This window comes from Pseudonocardia halophobica, assembly GCF_027922425.1.
Classification (GTDB): Bacteria; Actinomycetota; Actinomycetes; order Mycobacteriales; family Pseudonocardiaceae; genus Pseudonocardia; species Pseudonocardia halophobica.
The window spans coordinates 102,454-118,749 of sequence record NZ_BSFQ01000006.1 but is presented as its reverse complement, the minus strand read 5'-3'; the positions used below and the strand labels follow the sequence as shown (position 1 = coordinate 118,749).

16 protein-coding genes are annotated in these 16,296 nt (G+C 74.3%); 6 read left to right on the top strand and 10 right to left on the bottom strand.

The genetic code is table 11. The features are described 5' to 3' along the window. Positions 1-6 precede the first annotated feature (6 nt). Complete coding sequence (locus PKE99_RS10135) at positions 7-879, bottom strand: aminoglycoside phosphotransferase family protein (RefSeq protein ID WP_037044868.1); 873 nt, start codon at positions 877-879, stop codon at positions 7-9. Beyond that, positions 876-1,457, bottom strand: coding sequence for a DoxX family protein (locus PKE99_RS10130; RefSeq protein WP_037045111.1), 582 nt, complete (start codon positions 1,455-1,457; stop codon positions 876-878). The genes PKE99_RS10135 and PKE99_RS10130 overlap by 4 nt, the downstream gene beginning before the upstream one ends. A 95-nt stretch (positions 1,458-1,552) precedes the next feature. On the opposite strand from PKE99_RS10130, the gene PKE99_RS10125 reads away from it, so the two are divergent. Further along, the gene (locus tag PKE99_RS10125; RefSeq protein WP_037044865.1) at positions 1,553-1,993 is read left to right on the top strand and encodes a PPOX class F420-dependent oxidoreductase; all 441 of its coding nucleotides are present in this window, start codon (positions 1,553-1,555) and stop codon (positions 1,991-1,993) included. Here PKE99_RS10125 and PKE99_RS10120 read toward each other — a convergent pair whose 3' ends face one another. Further along, positions 1,994-2,905 carry a 2-hydroxyacid dehydrogenase gene (locus PKE99_RS10120; RefSeq protein WP_037044863.1) on the bottom strand — a complete coding sequence of 304 codons (912 nt, stop codon included), beginning with the start codon at positions 2,903-2,905 and terminating at the stop codon, positions 1,994-1,996. A 52-nt stretch (positions 2,906-2,957) separates the two neighbouring features. Between PKE99_RS10120 and PKE99_RS10115 the strand changes: the two genes are divergently transcribed. Genes PKE99_RS10115 through hepT form a run of 3 tightly spaced genes read left to right on the top strand, consistent with a single transcriptional unit; the run spans position 2,958 to position 4,979 of the window. Beyond that, on the top strand, positions 2,958-4,121 hold the full coding sequence (locus tag PKE99_RS10115) for a PQQ-dependent sugar dehydrogenase (protein WP_063739734.1): 1,164 nt from the start codon (positions 2,958-2,960) through the stop codon (positions 4,119-4,121). Between the two features lie 46 nt (positions 4,122-4,167). Beyond that, positions 4,168-4,572: a type VII toxin-antitoxin system MntA family adenylyltransferase antitoxin gene (gene mntA, locus PKE99_RS10110; RefSeq protein WP_051737299.1), complete on the top strand. Its 405-nt coding sequence runs from the start codon at positions 4,168-4,170 to the stop codon at positions 4,570-4,572. After that, positions 4,569-4,979, top strand: coding sequence for a type VII toxin-antitoxin system HepT family RNase toxin (gene hepT / locus PKE99_RS10105; RefSeq protein WP_051737298.1), 411 nt, complete (start codon positions 4,569-4,571; stop codon positions 4,977-4,979). The genes mntA and hepT overlap by 4 nt, the downstream gene beginning before the upstream one ends. A 74-nt stretch (positions 4,980-5,053) precedes the next feature. On the opposite strand, the gene gatB is transcribed toward hepT, so the two are convergent. Genes gatB through gatC form a run of 3 tightly spaced genes read right to left on the bottom strand, consistent with a single transcriptional unit; the run spans position 5,054 to position 8,369 of the window. Then, positions 5,054-6,559: an Asp-tRNA(Asn)/Glu-tRNA(Gln) amidotransferase subunit GatB gene (gatB, locus tag PKE99_RS10100; RefSeq protein WP_081924057.1), complete on the bottom strand. Its 1,506-nt coding sequence runs from the start codon at positions 6,557-6,559 to the stop codon at positions 5,054-5,056. Continuing rightward, positions 6,556-8,061 (bottom strand): Asp-tRNA(Asn)/Glu-tRNA(Gln) amidotransferase subunit GatA, encoded by a 1,506-nt coding sequence (gene gatA / locus PKE99_RS10095; protein ID WP_037044862.1) that lies wholly within the window; start codon positions 8,059-8,061, stop codon positions 6,556-6,558. Before gatA ends, gatB begins: the two co-directional genes overlap by 4 nt. Further along, positions 8,058-8,369: an Asp-tRNA(Asn)/Glu-tRNA(Gln) amidotransferase subunit GatC gene (gene gatC / locus PKE99_RS10090; protein WP_037044859.1), complete on the bottom strand. Its 312-nt coding sequence runs from the start codon at positions 8,367-8,369 to the stop codon at positions 8,058-8,060. The genes gatA and gatC overlap by 4 nt, the downstream gene beginning before the upstream one ends. Positions 8,370-8,624: 255 nt before the next feature. On the opposite strand from gatC, the gene PKE99_RS10085 reads away from it, so the two are divergent. After that, positions 8,625-9,284, top strand: a complete 660-nt coding sequence (locus PKE99_RS10085; RefSeq protein ID WP_037044857.1) for an ACT domain-containing protein — start codon at positions 8,625-8,627, stop codon at positions 9,282-9,284. A gap of 5 nt (positions 9,285-9,289) precedes the next feature. After that, positions 9,290-10,447 carry a PucR family transcriptional regulator gene (locus PKE99_RS10080; RefSeq protein WP_051737297.1) on the top strand — a complete coding sequence of 386 codons (1,158 nt, stop codon included), beginning with the start codon at positions 9,290-9,292 and terminating at the stop codon, positions 10,445-10,447. Positions 10,448-10,554: 107 nt separating this feature from the next. Here the strand turns inward: PKE99_RS10080 and PKE99_RS10075 are convergent, their stop codons facing one another. The 4 genes from PKE99_RS10075 to ligA form a co-directional block, all read right to left on the bottom strand. Further along, positions 10,555-11,748: a fatty acid desaturase family protein gene (locus PKE99_RS10075; protein ID WP_051737331.1), complete on the bottom strand. Its 1,194-nt coding sequence runs from the start codon at positions 11,746-11,748 to the stop codon at positions 10,555-10,557. A 64-nt stretch (positions 11,749-11,812) separates the two neighbouring features. Beyond that, a complete protein-coding gene (locus tag PKE99_RS10070) occupies positions 11,813-12,901 on the bottom strand; it encodes a ferredoxin reductase (protein ID WP_051737296.1) in 1,089 nt (362 codons plus the stop codon). Positions 12,902-13,066: 165 nt separating this feature from the next. Next, a complete protein-coding gene (locus tag PKE99_RS10065) occupies positions 13,067-13,789 on the bottom strand; it encodes a 3-keto-5-aminohexanoate cleavage protein (protein ID WP_037044851.1) in 723 nt (240 codons plus the stop codon). 166 nt (positions 13,790-13,955) lie between these two features. Then, positions 13,956-16,286, bottom strand: coding sequence for an NAD-dependent DNA ligase LigA (gene ligA, locus PKE99_RS10060; RefSeq protein ID WP_051737295.1), 2,331 nt, complete (start codon positions 16,284-16,286; stop codon positions 13,956-13,958). Between the last annotated feature and the right edge of the window lie 10 nt (positions 16,287-16,296).

Below are 16,296 nucleotides of genomic sequence, written 5' to 3'. Positions count from 1 at the left end.
CCTGCGCTAGGGCTGCACGACGGGGCCGTTCGTGCACTCGGTGAGGGCGGGGCCGAGGCGCGAGAGGGACTCGGCGGCCGTCTCGATCATCTCGACGACCCGGGCGGCGCCGAGGTGGTCGGCGGCGAAGCCCAGGTACTGCACGTGCACGTGGGCCCGCGCCCACTCCCGCTCGACGGCGGCGAGCGGGCCGGACAGGGCGGGTGCCTCGGCGTGGTAGGCCGCGTCGTCCGAGGTGCCCTGGGCCTCGAGGACGGCGAGGTCCAGGCCCGCCGGGGCCATCCGGGCGTTGCCCCAGTCGATCAACGCGGTCCCGAGCAGGTTGCCGCGGTGCGGGTCGCCGTGGCAGAGCGTCCGGGGCAGGAGGGTGAGCGCGGCACGGATCCGCGGGTCCGTCGCCCACTCCGCCACCAGCCCCGCCGCCCGCTCGTACTCCGCCTCGCCGGTGCGCCGGGCCGCGCCGCGCACCGCCACGAGGGTCCGCTCGCAGAGCGCGGCCCACCACGCGGCGTCGACCACCGGGATGCCGCGCGCCCGCTTGCGGAACCAGTGCCGGTGCACCCGGGCGAGGGTCCGCCACACTTCCGCGGGCACCGGGTCCCCCTCGGCCGCAGGTTCGCCGTCGACCCAGGTCAGCACGAGCGGATCGGGGTGAAGCATCCGCGGCGCGACGACGCCCTCGACCACGGCGACCGCGCGCATCGCGGCGACCTCGACGGGATCGGCGGGCTTGACCACGACCGACAGCGGCCGGTCGCCGACCCGCAGGTCCACGCGCTCGACGCCCTCCGCGACGTACCCCCCGGCCAGCGGGCTCCGGCCGACGACCTCGGGGGTGCCGCCCAGCCGTCGGGCGACCGCGGTGAGCCAGTCCGTCACCGCAGGCCGAACAGCACGCCCGCCGCGACGGCGACCCCGACGACCAGGAAGAGGATCGACCACGGCACCGGCCGGCGCTGCCAGGTCCGGCCGCTGTCCAGCGAGATCCGCCCGGCCCCGACGAACAGCAGCGCGGCGACTCCGGCGCCGAGCGCGACGTCGAGCTCCAGGGCGTTCGGGGAGACCGCGACGAAGAACGGGCTGCCCCACTTGACCACGACCGCGCAGATCTTGACGGCGAGCAGGCCCGCCGCCGCGAGCGGCGTGAACAGCCCGAGCACCAGCAGCGCGCCGAGGATCAGCTCGCCGAAGCCGAGCGCCCACGCCAGCGTCGAGGCCTGCCGGAAGCCGAGGCCGGCCAGGATCGTGGTCGTCTCGCCGATCCCCCGGCCGCCCCACATCGAGAAGACCTTCTGCAGGCCGTGGGCCACGAATATCCCGCCGACGCCGAGGCGCAGCAGCAGCATGCCGATGTCGGCCCCGCCGCTCCACGCGACCGGCCGCCGGTCCGTCTCCGGCTCCGGGGGCCGGGTCCCGCCGAGCGTGCCGATGTCGAACTGCCTGGTGGGGTCGGTCATGGCGCCGAGGGTATCCGCGCCCGGCCCGCCGTAGGCGTCGCCGACCAGCGTGTTCACCAGGTTTCGCCCGGTGGCGCGGGGGCACCCCGACGACCATGGCCGACACTCTCGACGGACCCGAGCTGCACCACGACACGCGCAAGCTGGCCGAGGGGGCCAACTTCGCCGCGGTGGCGACCGTCTTCCCGAGCGGGCTGATCCAGAACCACATGATCTGGTGCGGGATCAAGGACGGCAGGCTCGTGCTCAACACCGAGACCCACCGCGCGAAGGCGCGCAACGTCGGGCGGGACTCCCGGATCACCGTGCTCATCCGGGACGAGGACAACCCGTACCGGTACGCCGAGGTCCGCGGGCGCGTCACCGACACGACGACCGGCGACGAGGCCCGCACCCACATCGACGAGCTGTCCCGGAAGTACAACGACCAGGACTACCCGCCCGACATGATCAAGTCCGAGCGGGTGATCCTCTGGGTCACGCCCGAGCGGCAGACGATCGTCGACCAGAGCAACGACGTCGGCACCGAGGACTAGTCAGTAGCCGTTGCGCACCACGTTCGGCGGCTCCTCACCGCGTGCGAAGTAGCCGAGCTGCTCGCGCATCACGCGGAAGGCGCGGCTCATCGCGGCGGGGACGCTGCCGCCCACGTGCGGGGTCAGCAGCAGCCCCGGCGCCTCCCACAGCGGGTGGCCGGCCGGCAGCGGCTCCGGGTCGGTGACGTCGAGGGCCGCGCGGAGGCGCCCGCTGCGGAGCTCCGCGAGCAGCGCGTCCGTGTCGGCGACGGGCCCGCGCGCGCCGTTGACCAGCACCGCGCCGTCGGGCATCGCGGCCAGGAAGTCCTTGTCGATCAGGCCGCGGGTCTCGTCCGTCAGCGGGACGATCACCACGCAGACGTCGTGCTGCGGCAGCAGGTCGTGCACCTCGTCGATGCCGTGCACGCCCTCGCGCTTCCGCCGGCCGACCAGCGTGATCGTGACCTCGAACGGCGCGAGGCGGCGCACGAGGTTCTCCGCGACGTCGCCCGCCCCGACGATCAGCACCCGCTTGCCGCCGAGCTCGTCGGTGATGTGCTGGGTCCACTCGCCGCGCTCCTGCGCCTGCACGAACCCCGGCAGCTCCCGGTAGACCGCGAGGAGCACCGCGACGACCCACTCGGCCGTCGCGCCGCCGTGCGCGCCCTTGCCGTCCGAGAGCAGCACGCCGTCGCGCAGCTTCCCGATCCACGCCTCCGCGCCCGCCGTGAGCAGCTGCACCAGCTTGAGGTTCGGCAGCTGCTCGGCGAGCTCCACGACCCTGCCGGTCGCGAGGAAGGGCGGGACGAGGACCTCGGCCTCCTCGGCGCCCGCGGGGAGCGGCTTCGCCGGGTCGTAGACCAGCGGGCGGAGGTTTGGCAGGTCGGCGAGGGCGTCGGCACCGCGCGGGTGCGGGACCAGGACCACGGTCATGCCGCCGACGCTACTCACCGGCCGCTCACCTCACCGCGCCTAGCCTGATCACGTGCGCCACCGCCCTCCCCGCCTGCGGCTCGCGCTGGTCGCCCTGATCGGCCTGCTCGCGCTGCTCGCGGGCTGCGCGACCTTCCCGGACCAGGGCCCGCGGGACTGGCAGGAGAAGACCGAGGGACAGGGCGAGCTGGGCGGGCCGCCGTCCGTGCAGGAGGCGCCCGGGGGCGAGCAGGGCGACGAGAACGGGGACTCGGCCGATCCCGGCGCCCCGCAGACGCCCGCGGGCTGCGACGACCCGGACCCCCAGGTCGTCGCCACCTGCCTGGACCCCGTCGGGGCGCTCGCGGTGCTGCCCAACGGCGTGTCGGCCCTGGTGGGCGAGCGCGCGACCGGGCGGGTGCTGCGGGTCGAGCGCGGGAAGGACCCGGTGCTGATCACCACCGTCCCGGTCGACGCGGCCGGCGGCGGCGGGCTGACCGGGCTGGTGCTCTCCCCCACCTACCAGGAGGACCAGCTCGTCTACGCCTACGCGACCACGCCGGAGGACAACCGGGTGCTCCGGCTCGCGCCGAACGAGCCGCCCAAGCCGGTGCTGACCGGGATCCCGAAGGGGCCGTCGGGCAACGGCGGCGCGCTCGGCACGGACGCCGGCAACACGCTGCTCGTCGCCACCGGCAACGCCGGCGACCCGGCGCCGGCCCCCGCCGCGCTCAACGGCAAGGTGCTGCGGATCGACACCCTCGGCCGCCCGGCCGCGGCCAACCCGAACCCGGGCTCGCCGGTCCTGAGCACGGGTCTGAGCCAGCCGGGTGGGATCTGCACGGACTCCTCCAACGAGTCGGTGTGGGTCACCGACCGGGCGGCGTCGCGCGACGTGCTCTACCGGGTCGCGCCCGGCCCGCTCGGTCCCGCCGCGTGGACCTGGCCGGACCGCCCGGGAGTCGCGGGCTGCATGGCGCAGCCGGGGGTCGTCGCCGTCGCGCTGACCGGCGGCGCGGCGCTCTCGGTGCTCCGCCCCGCCGACGACGGCAGCTTCTCCGGCGCCCCCGAGACCCTCCTCGCCAACGTCTACGGCCGCCTCGCCGCCGCCACGCTCGGCACCGACGGCCTGCTCTGGCTGGGCACGGTCAACAAGTCGGGCGGCAGGCCGGTGGCCAGCGACGACCGCGTCATCCGCATCCAGCCCCCCAGCGGCGGCGGGGCCTCCCGCGCCTGACCGCGCGAAGATCCGGCGCGGACGGATCGTCGGTACGCTGCGCACCATGAGCCCGGAGGAGCTGGCGGGGGCGGTGCGAGGAGCCGTGCTGCGCGACTTCCCCGCTGTGGATGCGCTCGTCCTGCACGGCTCGCGGGCGCGCAGCGACCACCGCCAGGACTCCGACTGGGACCTCGGCGTCCTCTCGTCGGACGGCGCCGATCTCGCGTCGCTGGTCACCCTGCTCGTCGACACGCTCGGGACCGAGGCGGTGGACGTCGTGGACCTGGGTCGTGCGAGCGCGCTGCTCCGCTACCGCGCGGCTCGGGACGGAATCACCCTGGTCGAGCGCACCCCGGGGGTCGTCGAGCGGTTCCGTGTCGACGCCACGATCTACTGGTGCGACGCGGGCCCGGTCATCCGCGCAGCCCAGGCGGGGCTCCTCGCCGACCTGCGGGCCGGCGCCCGGTGACGGACGACGAGCAGCTACTCGCCGAGCGCTCGGCCGCGGTCGTCCGTCACCTGGACCGGGTCGCCGCGCACCTGCCCGCCGACCCCGACGCCCTCACCCCGATGTCGTCCGCGACCGACACGGTGGTGCTGCACCTGTGGCAGGCCGTGCAGGTCGTGATCGATCTGGCGGTGGCGACCTGTGTGCGGCGGGGCCTCGGGAATCCCGAGACGTACGCGGCCGCCTTCAGGATCCTCCGCGACGCCGGGACGATCGATGCGGAGCTCGCGGACCGGCTCGCCAGGGCGGCGGGCTTCCGGAACCTCCTGGTGCACGCCTACGCCGCGCTCGACCTCCGTCGCGTCCACGCGATCGCGACGCAGGGGCCGGCGGACCTGAGGGCCTTCCTCGTCGCACTGCAGGGCTGACGGGACTTCCCTACACCGCGGCGCCCGCGTCCCGAGCGGGGACGCGGGCGCCGTGGTGGACCCGGTGTGCGGGCTCAGCTGCAGCGTTCGATGATCAGCTCGCGCACGCGCTTGGCGTCGGCCTGGCCCTTGGTGGCCTTCATGACCGCGCCGACGATCGCGCCGGCGGCCTGGACCTTGCCGCCCTTGATCTTCTCGACGACGTCCGGCTGGGCCGCGAGGGCCTCGTCGACGGCGGCGATGAGGGCGCCGTCGTCCGACACGACCTTGAGGCCGCGCGACTCCACGACCTCGTCCGGCTCGCCCTCACCGGCCAGCACGCCGTCGACCACCTGGCGGGCCAGCTTGTTGTTGAGGTCGCCGGCACCGACCAGCGCGATCACGCGGGCGACCTGGGCCGGAGTGATCGGCAGCTCGGCCAGCTCGACGCCGCGGGTGTTGGCCTGCTGCGCCAGGTACGCGACCCACCACGAGCGGGCCTCGCCGGCGGGCGCGCCCGCGGCGACGGTGGCCTCGATGAGCTCGAGCGCCCCGGCGTTGACCAGGTCCCGCAGCTCCTCGTCCGACAGGCCCCAGGCCTCCTGGATGCGCTTGCGGTGCTCCCAGGGCAGCTCGGGCAGCGTGCCGCGCAGCTCCTCGACCCACTCGGCGCTCGGCGCGATCGGCACGAGGTCGGGCTCCGGGAAGTACCGGTAGTCCTCCGAGGTCTCCTTGCGGCGGCCCGGCCGGGTGGTGCCGGACTGCTCCTCGAAGTGCCGGGTCTCCTGGACGATCGCGCCGCCGCCGTCGAGCACGCCGGCCTGCCGCTGCATCTCGTGCCGGACGGCCCGCTCGACCGACCGCAGCGAGTTGACGTTCTTGGTCTCGGTGCGGGTGCCGAGCACGCCGGAGCCCGTGGGCGAGAGCGACAGGTTCACGTCGCACCGCATGGAGCCCTGGTCCATCCGGACGTCCGAGACGCCGAGGGACTTGATCAGGTCCCGCAGCTGCGTGACGTACGCGCGCGCCACCTCCGGCGCCCGCTCGCCCGTGCCCGGGATCATCTTCGTGACGATCTCGATCAGCGGCACACCGGCCCGGTTGTAGTCGAGCAGCGAGTACTCCGCGCCGTGGATCCGGCCCGCCGCGCCGCCGACGTGCAGCGACTTGCCGGTGTCCTCCTCCATGTGCGCGCGCTCGATGCCCACGCGCACGACCTCGCCGTCCTCCAGCGTGACGTCCATCCAGCCGTCGACCGCGATCGGCTCGTCGTACTGCGAGGTCTGGAAGTTCTTGGGCATGTCCGGGTAGAAGTAGTTCTTCCGCGCGAACCGGCCCCACGGCGCGATCGAGCAGTTGAGCGCCAGCCCGATCCGGATCGCGGCCTCGACCGCCGCCTGGTTGACCACGGGCAGCGAGCCGGGCAGGCCCAGGCAGGTCGGGCAGACCTGGGTGTTGGGCTCGGCGCCGAAGTCGGTCGGGCAGCCGCAGAACATCTTCGTGCTGGTGGACAGCTCGACGTGCACCTCGAGCCCGAGCGTGGGCTCGTAGCGGGCCACGACGTCGTCGTAGTCGACCAGCGCGGGAGCGGTGGTTGTCACTTCGCGACCTCCGGCACGCGGGCGATCAGCGGCCCGCCCTCGTCGGCGTCGCGCGCGGCCTCGAAGGCGGCGCCGACGCGGTACATCACGGCCTCGCCCAGCGCGGGCGCCATGATCTGCAGGCCGACCGGCAGGCCGTCCTCCTCCGCCAGGCCCGACGGCACCGACATGCCGGCGACACCGGCGAGGTTGGTCGGGATGGTGGCGAGGTCGTTGAGGTACATCGCCAGCGGGTCGTCGACCTTCTCGCCGATCGGGAAGGCCGTGGTCGGCGCGGTGGGGCTGACCAGCACGTCCGCCTGCTCGAACGCGGCAGCGAAGTCCCGGCTGATCAGCGTGCGGACCTTCTGCGCCTGCCCGTAGTAGGCGTCGTAGTAGCCCGACGACAGCGCGTACGTGCCCAGGATGATCCGGCGCTTGACCTCGGGGCCGAACCCGGCCTCGCGGGTCGCGGCCATGACCTCCTCGGCGGAGGCGCCCTTGTCGACGCGCAGGCCGTAGCGCATGGCGTCGAACCGGGCGAGGTTCGACGACACCTCGCTCGGCAGGATCAGGTAGTACGCCGCCAGCCCGTACTCGAAGTGCGGGCAGGACACCTCGACGACCTCGGCGCCGAGCTTCTCCAACCGGCGCAGCGCCGCGTCGAACGACGCCCGCACGCCGGGCTGGTAGCCCTCGCCGCCCAGCTCGCGGACCACGCCGACCCGCACGCCGGACAGGTCGCCCTGCGCGCCGATCCGCGCGGCCTCGACGACGGCCGGGACCGGCGCGTCGATCGAGGTGGAGTCGAGCGGGTCGTGGCCCGCGACGACCTCGTGCAGCAACGCGGCGTCGAGCACCGTGCGGGCGCACGGGCCGCCCTGGTCGAGCGAGGACGCGCAGGCCACGAGGCCGTAGCGGGACACGCCGCCGTAGGTCGGCTTGACGCCCACGGTGCCGGTGACGGCGGCGGGCTGGCGGATCGAGCCGCCGGTGTCGGTGCCGATCGCGAGCGGCGCCTCGAACGCGGCCAGCGCGGCCGCGGACCCGCCGCCGGACCCGCCGGGGATCCGGGAGAGGTCCCACGGGTTGCGGGTGGGCCCGTACGCCGAGTGCTCGGTGGACGAGCCCATCGCGAACTCGTCCATGTTGGTCTTGCCCAGGATCGTGATCCCGGCGGCGCGCAGCCTCGCGGTGAGGGTGGCGTCGTACGGCGGGCGCCAGCCCTCGAGGATCCGCGAGCCGCAGGTCGTGGGCATGTCCGTGGTGGTGAACACGTCCTTGAGCGCCAGCGGCACGCCGGCCAGCGGGGACGCGGGCGCGGTGCCGGCCTGCACCGCCTCGTCGACCAGCGCGGCGTTGGCCAGCGCGGCCTCGGCCCCGACGTGCAGGAACGCGTGGACCTCGCCGTCGACCTCGGCGATCCGGTCCAGATGGGCCTGCGCGGCCTCGACGGCCGAGACCTCCCCGGAGTGGATCTTCGACGCCAGCTCGGACGCCGTCAGCCGGATGAGCTCGCTCACTGCTCCTCCCCCAGGATCCGGGGCACGCGGAAGCGGCCCTCCTCGGCGGCGGGGGCGCCCGCGAGCGCCTGCTCCTGGCTCAGCCCGGGGCGCCGGACGTCCGGCCGGAAGACGTTCTGCAGCGGCACGGCGTGCGACGTCGGCGGGATGTCGTCCGCCGCCACCTCGCCCACGCGGGCGACGGCGCCGAGGATGACGTCGAGCTGGCCGGCGAAGACGTCGAGCTCGGCGTCCGTGACGGCCAGCCGGGCCAGCCGGGCGAGGTGCGCGACCTCGTCCCGGGAGATGGCCCCGGAGTCGGGGGACATGAGGGTTCCTTCGGCGTTGGGCTCTGGGGGTGGACGCGACCTGGTCACTCGCGCCCGCGGGCTCGGGCGGCCCGGCCCGTCCGAGTCTATTCGCGCCCACCGACGGTCCGCCGACGGGTTTCGCCCGCGCTGTCAACCCCCTGCGCCTGTCCCCGGCCGCCGCGGGTTTGGCAGGATCGACCCACGGCGACGCCCCCGGCCGCGGCGGGTGGGCGCCGCCGTGTCGTGCGGTCGGTCAGAGGGAGGCGTGGCGGAGTGTCGTTCCTGCTCCGGGTGGTCCTGCCGGACAAACCGGGCATCCTGGGCGCCGTCGCCACGGCCCTCGGCGACGCCGGGGCGGACATCCTGGGCGTCGACGTCGTCGAGCGGACGGACGGGCAGGCGGTCGACGACCTGGCCGTCGAGCTGCCGTCGGGGCGCCCGCCGGACGTCCTGATCACCGCGGCCGAGTCGGTGCCCGGGGTGCAGGTGGAGTCCGTGCGGCCCTACAGCGGGCGCCTGGACACCCACCGCGAGCTCGAGCTGGTCGACGCGATCGCGTCCGACCCCGAGCACGGGCTGGCCCGGCTCGCGGAGGAGGTCCCGCGGCTGTTCCGCGCGGGCTGGGCGATCGTCGCCGTGCGCGAGGAGGGCCGCTCCTACCGGCTGGCCGACTCCTCGGCCGCGCCGGAGACGCGGGCGGGCGACCTGCCGTGGCTGCCGCTGGACAAGGCGATGATCGTCGACCCCGAGGTGCACTGGGTGCCCGAGCCGTGGAGCGCGCTCGACACCGAGCTGGCCGCCGCGCCGTTCGGCAGCTCGCTGCCCGCGAAGGCGCTGGTCGTCGGGCGTCCGGGCGGGCCGGCGTTCCGGCCGTCGGAGCTGGCGCGGCTGACCCACCTCGCCGGCATCGTCGCGACGGTCCTCGGGTCCTGACCGCCGTGGACCGGCCCTGGGCGCGCGTCCCGTCGACGGCCGGGAAGGCGCTGCGCCCGTACGTCGTGGGCGCCACGGACGAGATCATCGCGGAGGTCCGGGCGCAGGTCGCGGAGTACGCGCGGCCGCTGAAGGGCAACTTCGGCAACCGGATCACCCAGGGCGTCTCGGTGGCGCTGGACCAGTTCGTCGGGCTGCTGGGCTCGGACACGGAGCTGCCGGACACCCGGATCTACGCCGAGCTGGGGCGCGTCGAGCACCGCGAGGGCCGCACGCTGGCCGCGCTGCAGAGCGCCTACCAGGTCGGCACGCGCACGGTCTGGCGGGCGGTCGGCGAGAGCCCGGTCGCCCGGGCCCTGCCGCCCGACGTCATCTTCGCGCTGGCCGAGGCGCTGTTCTCGTACGTCGAGCAGATCTCGGCGGCGTCGGTCGCCGGGTGGGCGCAGGAGGAGGCCATGCAGGCCGGCTCCCTGCAGACCCGGCGCAACGTCCTGGTCGAGGCCCTGGTCGCGCGGCCGCCGGTCGAGCCGGCGGAGATCGAGAAGCTGGCGACCGCGGCGGGCTGGACCGTGCCCGCCCGGCTGGCGGCGCTCGTCGTCGACGACGCCGTGGAGGTCGCCGCCCGGATACCGGGCGCGGTGGCCGCGGACCTCGACCCGGCCGGGATCGCGTTCGTGCCCGCGGTGCGGGACGGGCTCGACGAGGTGGTGCGCGCCGCCCTGCGGGACCGGTCCGCGGTGCTGGGCCCGGTGGTGCCGGCGGCCGAGGCGCACCGCTCGGCGGCGCGGGCGCGCTCCGCGTGGCCGGCGCACGCGGCGGGGCTGCTCGCCCGGGACGGCGACCCGCTCCTGCGGGCCGACACGCACCTCGTCGAGCTGCTGCTCGTCGGCGCTCCCGATCTCGCCGCCGACCTGCGGGACCGGGTCACCGGGCCGCTGCAGGACATGCCCTCGGGCGCGGCGGCGCGGGCGCTGGAGACGCTGCGGGCGTGGCTCGACGCCCACGGGGACGTCAGCACCGCGGCCGCGGCCCTGCACGTGCACCCGCAGACGGTGCGCTACCGCCTCACCAGCCTGCGGGAGATCTACGGCGAGGCGCTGGACGATCCCGCCCAGCGCCTCGAGCTCACAGTCGGCCTGCGCGCCCTCGACGCGAAACCCTGACGCATTATGGAACCATAACGCGCCAATTCCGGCCTCCGATCCGCGTTATGGAACCATAATGCGTGAGATCGGGGCCGGAAATCGCGTTATGGCTCCTCAGTGCGAAGTCAGGCGGCGAGGCGGGCCGGGGCGGCGCGGCGGACGGCGCGGCCGATGCGGCTGCGGGGCGTGGGCTTCGGGGCGCCGTAGCGCTCGTGCCCGCCGGGGAAGGCCAGCCGGATGATCTTGCGCCAGACCTTCGCGTACTGCGTCGGCAGTGGCCCCGCGTTGTACGGCAGGCCGTAGCGCTCGCAGATCTCGCGGACCTTCGGCGCGATCTCGGCGTAGCGGTTGCTGGGCAGGTCGGGGAAGAGGTGGTGCTCGATCTGGTGCGACAGGTTGCCGGTCATGAGGTGCATCGCCTTGCTGCCGGTCAGGTTCGCCGAGCCGAGCATCTGGCGGATGTACCACTGGCCCTGGGTCTCGCCCTCGAGCCGCTCCTCCTCGAACGTCTCGGTGCCGTCCGGGAAGTGCCCGCAGAAGATCACCGCGTGGGACCAGACGTTGCGCACGGTGTTGGCGGTGAAGTTCGCGACGAGCGTCGACAGCGCCGACGGCCCGGACAGCAGCGGGAACAGCACGTAGTCCTTCGCCGCCTGCTTGCCGATCTTCCGCAGGGTCGCGGCGATCTGCGGCCGCGCCTCGGCCCAGGTCTTCTCGCCGCTCTTGATCTTGTCGGTCTCGATGTCGTACAGCGCGATGCCGTACTCGAAGATCAGCGACAGGCCGACGTTCGTGAGCGGCTGCAACAGGTGCTGCGGCCGCCACTCCTCCTCCGGCGTGATCCGCATGACCGTGTAGCCGAGGTCGCGGTCCTTGCCGCGGATGTTGGTGAAGGTGTGGTGCTCGTAGTTGTGCGAGCGCTTCCAGAACTCGGCCGGGTCGACGTGGTCCCAGTCCCAGGTCGTCGAGTGGATCTTCGGGTCCCGCATCCAGTCCCACTGGCCGTGCAGGATGTTGTGCCCGAGCTCCATGTTCTCGAGGATCTTCGCGACGGACAGCGCCGCGGTCCCGGCGATCCAGGCCGGCGGGAACTTCGAGAAGAGCAGCAGGCCGCGGCCCCCGAACTCCAGCCCGCGCTGGGCGCGGATCACGGCGTGGATGTAGCGGGCGTCGCGTTCGCCGCGGGAGGCCACGACCTCCTCGCGGATCGCGTCGAGCTCCGCGCCGAGCGCCTCGACCTGCTCGTCGGTGAGGTGCGCGGCGGCGGAGACGTTCTCGGTGGCGGTCCCGGCGGTGGCGCGGGGGTCGCGACGAAACATGCGGTGTCTCTCCAGCTCGGTGAGGGTGGTGCGGCCGCTCCGGGGGCGGTCGGCGCGCACGGGTCTACAGGTCGAGGGTGATGTCGCCGGTGGGAGCGGAGACGCAGGTGCGGACGGGGCGGCCGGGCTGGTCGGCGGAGTCGATCAGCTCGCCGGACTGCAGGTCGCGGACCGCGCCGGCCTGCAGCTTCCCGACGCAGGTGTGGCAGATGCCCATGCGGCAGCCGTTGGGCAGCAGGGCGCCGGCGGCCTCGCCGGCCAGCAGGACGGGGGTGTCGGGCTCGGCGTCGGCCACGAGACCGCTGGTGGCGAACGTGATCCGGCCACCGGTACCGTCCGCGCTCCCGACGCGCCTGGGTGCGAACCGCTCGACGTGCAGCAGCTCGGGGTCGCCCGCCCGCTCCCAGTGCTCGGCGAGGGTGTCCAGCAGACCGGCGGGCCCGCAGGCCCAGGTCTCGCGGACGGCCCAGTCCGGCACCTCGTCGGCGAGGGAGTCCGGAGTGAGCCGGCCCTCCCCAGCGGTGTGCCGCTCGACGAGCCGCAGCCCGGTGCGCGCGGCCAGCGCGCGCAGCTCCGGGCCGAACACGACGTCGCCGGGCGTGCGGTCGCAGTGCACCAGGACCGCGCCGGACAGCGCGGCCGGGTCGAGCGAGCGCAGCATCCCCATCACCGGCGTGATGCCGCTGCCCGCGGTGACGAACAGCAGCTTCTCCGGGGTGGGCTCCGGGAGCGTGAACTCCCCCGCCGCCGGGCCCAGCCCGACGACGCTGCCCACCGGCGTGCCGTGCGCGAGCCGGCCGGACAGGACCCCGCCGGGCACCGCGGTGACGGCGACGGACAGCAGCGGGTCGCCGGGTCGCGAGGTGACCGAGTAGGTCCGCCAGTGCCAGACGCCGTCGATCCGCAGTCCGATCCCGAGGTACTGACCGGGCAGGTGCCGCGCGAACGGCGTGCCCGGGCGCAGCACGAGCGTGGTGGTGTCGGGGGTCTCGCGGACCACCCGCACCACGCGGGCGCGCGGTGCGGACCGCGACCACATCGGGTTCAGCGTGCCCAACACGTCGTCGGGCACCAGGGGCGTGATCAGCAGCCCGGCGGCGGCCCGGACACGCCGGGCCACGCGGCTGTCCCGAAACCGGCTTGCGGAGCTCATGACGTCAACGGTAGGGATCACGGATCGGTCACGACCACGACCACAACCACGGCGTGCGGCCGTTTTCTGTTGCCCAACCAACAAGCTCGACGGGCGGGCGTGACGATCGCTCCGAGCGGGAACTCCCGGGATTTCCCCGTCGTTCGTGCGTCGCTCGGACGGACCTCAGACGCGGATGGCGAGGGCGGCGCGGACGAGGTCGTCGTTGCCCGTGGCGAGCCAGCCGTCCGGCCGGACCAGGACGTCCTCGAAGCCGATGCGGGTGTCGACGCCCATCCGCAGCGCGTACTCCAGCACCGGCCAGGCGCCGTCCTCCTCGCCGTGCAGCAGCACCGGCACGGGCAGCTGGCCGAGCGCGCGCACGATCCGGACGGCCTCGGCGACCGCGGTCTCCGGGTCCGACACCACGGTCGACTCGGCGAGCACGCGCACGGTGCGCGGCGGGACCCCGCTCTGCCGCAGCGTGACGGCGTCGCCGCTGGTCCACACGCCGAGCTCGACGCCGATGCCCACCGACGCCGCCGCCTTGCAGACCTCGACCCAGCCCTTCTCGTGCACGTTGACCGAGCAGACGTCCGGCTTGCCGAGGCCGAGCCGGCCCCAGCTCAGGACGGCCTCGATGCGCAGGTTCGGGTCCGGCTGGATCCACCGGCCGGTGGTCACGCCGATCTCGACGCCGGGCGCCTCCTGGCGGATGAGCGCGACCGCGTCGCCCACGTGCACCGGGTCGATCGTCTCGTGGCCGAGCGGGTCGCGCGGGTGGACGTGCACGGAGCCGACGCCGAGGCGGGCGACCGCGCGGGCGTCCCGCGCGAGGTGCCGGGCGAGGACGGGCAGCGCCGGGTGCGCGTCCTCCGGACGCGAACCGTTCAGAACCGCCTGCAGCACCCTGCCTCCTCCGTCTCCGCAACGATTCCGCGCCGCACCCACGGAGGCACCGGACGGCGCGACGACCGGTCAGGCCCGTGCGGGGAGCGGAAGCCGCGAGCCTAGTGGGCCCCTCGCGCGGGTCCGCGCGACCGGGCCGGGAGATCCCTCCAAGTGCTGACGCGTGTCACGATCCCGATGCGGCTGCGGCGTGTCGGGTGGCCTCGTCCGGGCCGCGGTCCAGCAGGATGCGGAAGCCCTCCTCGTCGAGCACCGGGACGCCGAGCTCGACGGCCTTGTCGTACTTGGAGCCGGGGGCGTCCCCCGCCACGAGGAACGCCGTCTTCTTCGACACCGACCCGGCGGCCCGGCCACCGCGGGCCATGATCGCCTCCTTGGCCTCGTCCCGGGAGAAGTTCTCCATCGAGCCGGTGATGACGATCGACAGGCCCTCCAGGGTGCGCGGGACGGTCTCGTCGACCTCGTCGACCATCTGCACGCCCGCGGCCCGCCACTTCGCGACGACCTCGCGGTGCCAGTCGACGGTGAACCAGTCCCGCACCGCGGCGGCGATCGTGGGGCCCACGCCCTCGACGCCCGCGATCGGCGCCAGCGCGGCCGCGACCGCCTTCGCCTGGGCGCGCGTGGCGGCCTTCTGCGCCCGCTCCGCCTCGGCGGCGAGCGCCTCGGGGTCGCTGTCCTCCGCCGACGCGTCGGTTGCCCCGGTGTTCGGGGCGGCCTCGGCGTCCGGGGCCGCCTCACCGTCCGGCTCCTCGGCCGCGGACCCGTCCGAGGTGATCTCCACCCCGGCCTTCTCGGTCTCCTCCCAGGCCGTGGCCGCGGCCTGCTCGATCGCGTCCATCGAGTGGAACTCGCGGGCCAGCGCCTGCGCGGCGGTGGGCCCGACGTGCCGGATCGACAGGCCGACGAGCACCCGCCACAGCGGCCGGTCCTTGGCCGCCTCCAGGTTCTGCAGCAGCTTGCGACCGTTCGCCGACAGCGCACCCGCCTTGGTGCGGAAGAGGTCGACCTGCAGCAGGTCCTCCTCGGTGAGGGCGAACACGTCCCCTTCGTCGTGCACCACGCCGGACTTCAGCAGCGCCGTGGCGGCCTCGTAGCCCAGGCCCTCGATGTCGAACGACCCGCGGCCGGCCACGTGGAACAGCCGCTCGCGCAGCTGCGCGGGACAGGACCGGGCGTTGGGGCAGCGCTGGTCGACGTCCCCCGCCTTCTGCCGCACCAGCTCGGTCCCGCACTCCGGGCAGTGCGTGGGCATGACGAACGCCCGCTCCTCGCCGGTGCGCACGTCCGTGACCGGGCCCAGCACCTCGGGGATCACGTCGCCCGCCTTGCGGATGACCACGCGGTCGCCGATCAGCACGCCCTTGCGGCGCACCTCGTCCTCGTTGTGCAGCGTGGCCATCGAGACCGTGGACCCCGCGACCAGCACCGGCTCCATGACCGCGAACGGGGTGACCCGCCCGGTGCGCCCGACGTTGACCTGGATGTCGAGGAGCCTGGTGAAGGCCTCCTCCGGCGGGTACTTGTAGGCGATCGCCCAGCGCGGCGCGCGGGAGGTGGCGCCGAGGCGGCGCTGCAGGGCCACCTCGTCGACCTTCACGACCACGCCGTCGATCTCGTGCTCGATGTCGTGCCGGTGCTCGCCCCAGTACGCGACGTGCGCCACCACCTCGTCGATCGAGGTGAAGACGGTGGTGCGGGTGGAGACCGGCAGCCCCCACGCCTGCAGCGCCTCGTAGGAGTGCGACTGCGTGACCGGGGTGAAGCCCGTGCGCTTGCCCAGCCCGTGGCAGATCAGCCGGAGGTTGCGCGACGCGGTGACCCGCGGGTCCTTCTGCCGCAGCGAGCCGGCCGCGGTGTTGCGCGGGTTCGCGAAGGGCGGCTTGCCCGCCTCGACCAGCGCGGCGTTGAGCCGCTGGAAGTCCTCGAGCCGGAAGTACACCTCGCCGCGCACCTCGACGAGCTCGGGCACCGGGAACTCCTCGGTGCCGGTGAGCTTCTCGGGCACCTCCTCGAGGGTGCGCATGTTGAGCGTGATGTCCTCGCCCGTGCGCCCGTCCCCCCGGGTGAGCGCGCGCGTGAGCACCCCGTTCTCGTACAGCAGGTTCACCGCGAGCCCGTCGATCTTCAGCTCGCACAGGTAGTGCAGGTCCGACCCGACCTCGCGGACGGTGCGCTCCGCCCAGGAGCGCAGGTCCTCCTCGCTGAACGCGTTGTCCAGGCTGAGCATGCGCTCGAGGTGGTCGTACGCCGTGAACTCGGTGGAGAACCTCCCGCCGACCTTCTGGGTGGGCGAGTCCGGCGTGCGGAGCTCGGGGAACTCCTCCTCCAGCGCGATCAGCGCGCGCCACAGCTCGTCGAACTGGCCGTCCGAGACCACGGGCGCATCGAGCACGTAGTACCGGAACTGGTGGTCCGCGACCTCGGTGGCCAGGGCGGCGTGCCGCTCCCGCGCGTCGTCGGGAACGGTGCTGGTGGGTGGGCTGTCCGGGCTCACGGGTGGCAGG

Bases quoted from the DNA above. Each gene is read 5' to 3' on its own strand.
- PKE99_RS10075 (WP_051737331.1), bottom strand. From the start codon at position 11,748: ATGTTTCGTCGCGACCCCCGCGCCACCGCCGGGACCGCCACCGAGAAC.
- mntA (WP_051737299.1), top strand. From the start codon at position 4,168: ATGAGCCCGGAGGAGCTGGCGGGGGCGGTGCGAGGAGCCGTGCTGCGC.
- PKE99_RS10120 (WP_037044863.1), bottom strand. From the start codon at position 2,905: ATGACCGTGGTCCTGGTCCCGCACCCGCGCGGTGCCGACGCCCTCGCC.
- PKE99_RS10130 (WP_037045111.1), bottom strand. From the start codon at position 1,457: ATGACCGACCCCACCAGGCAGTTCGACATCGGCACGCTCGGCGGGACC.
- gatC (WP_037044859.1), bottom strand. From the start codon at position 8,369: ATGTCCCCCGACTCCGGGGCCATCTCCCGGGACGAGGTCGCGCACCTC.
- PKE99_RS10070 (WP_051737296.1), bottom strand. From the start codon at position 12,901: ATGAGCTCCGCAAGCCGGTTTCGGGACAGCCGCGTGGCCCGGCGTGTC.
- PKE99_RS10125 (WP_037044865.1), top strand. From the start codon at position 1,553: ATGGCCGACACTCTCGACGGACCCGAGCTGCACCACGACACGCGCAAG.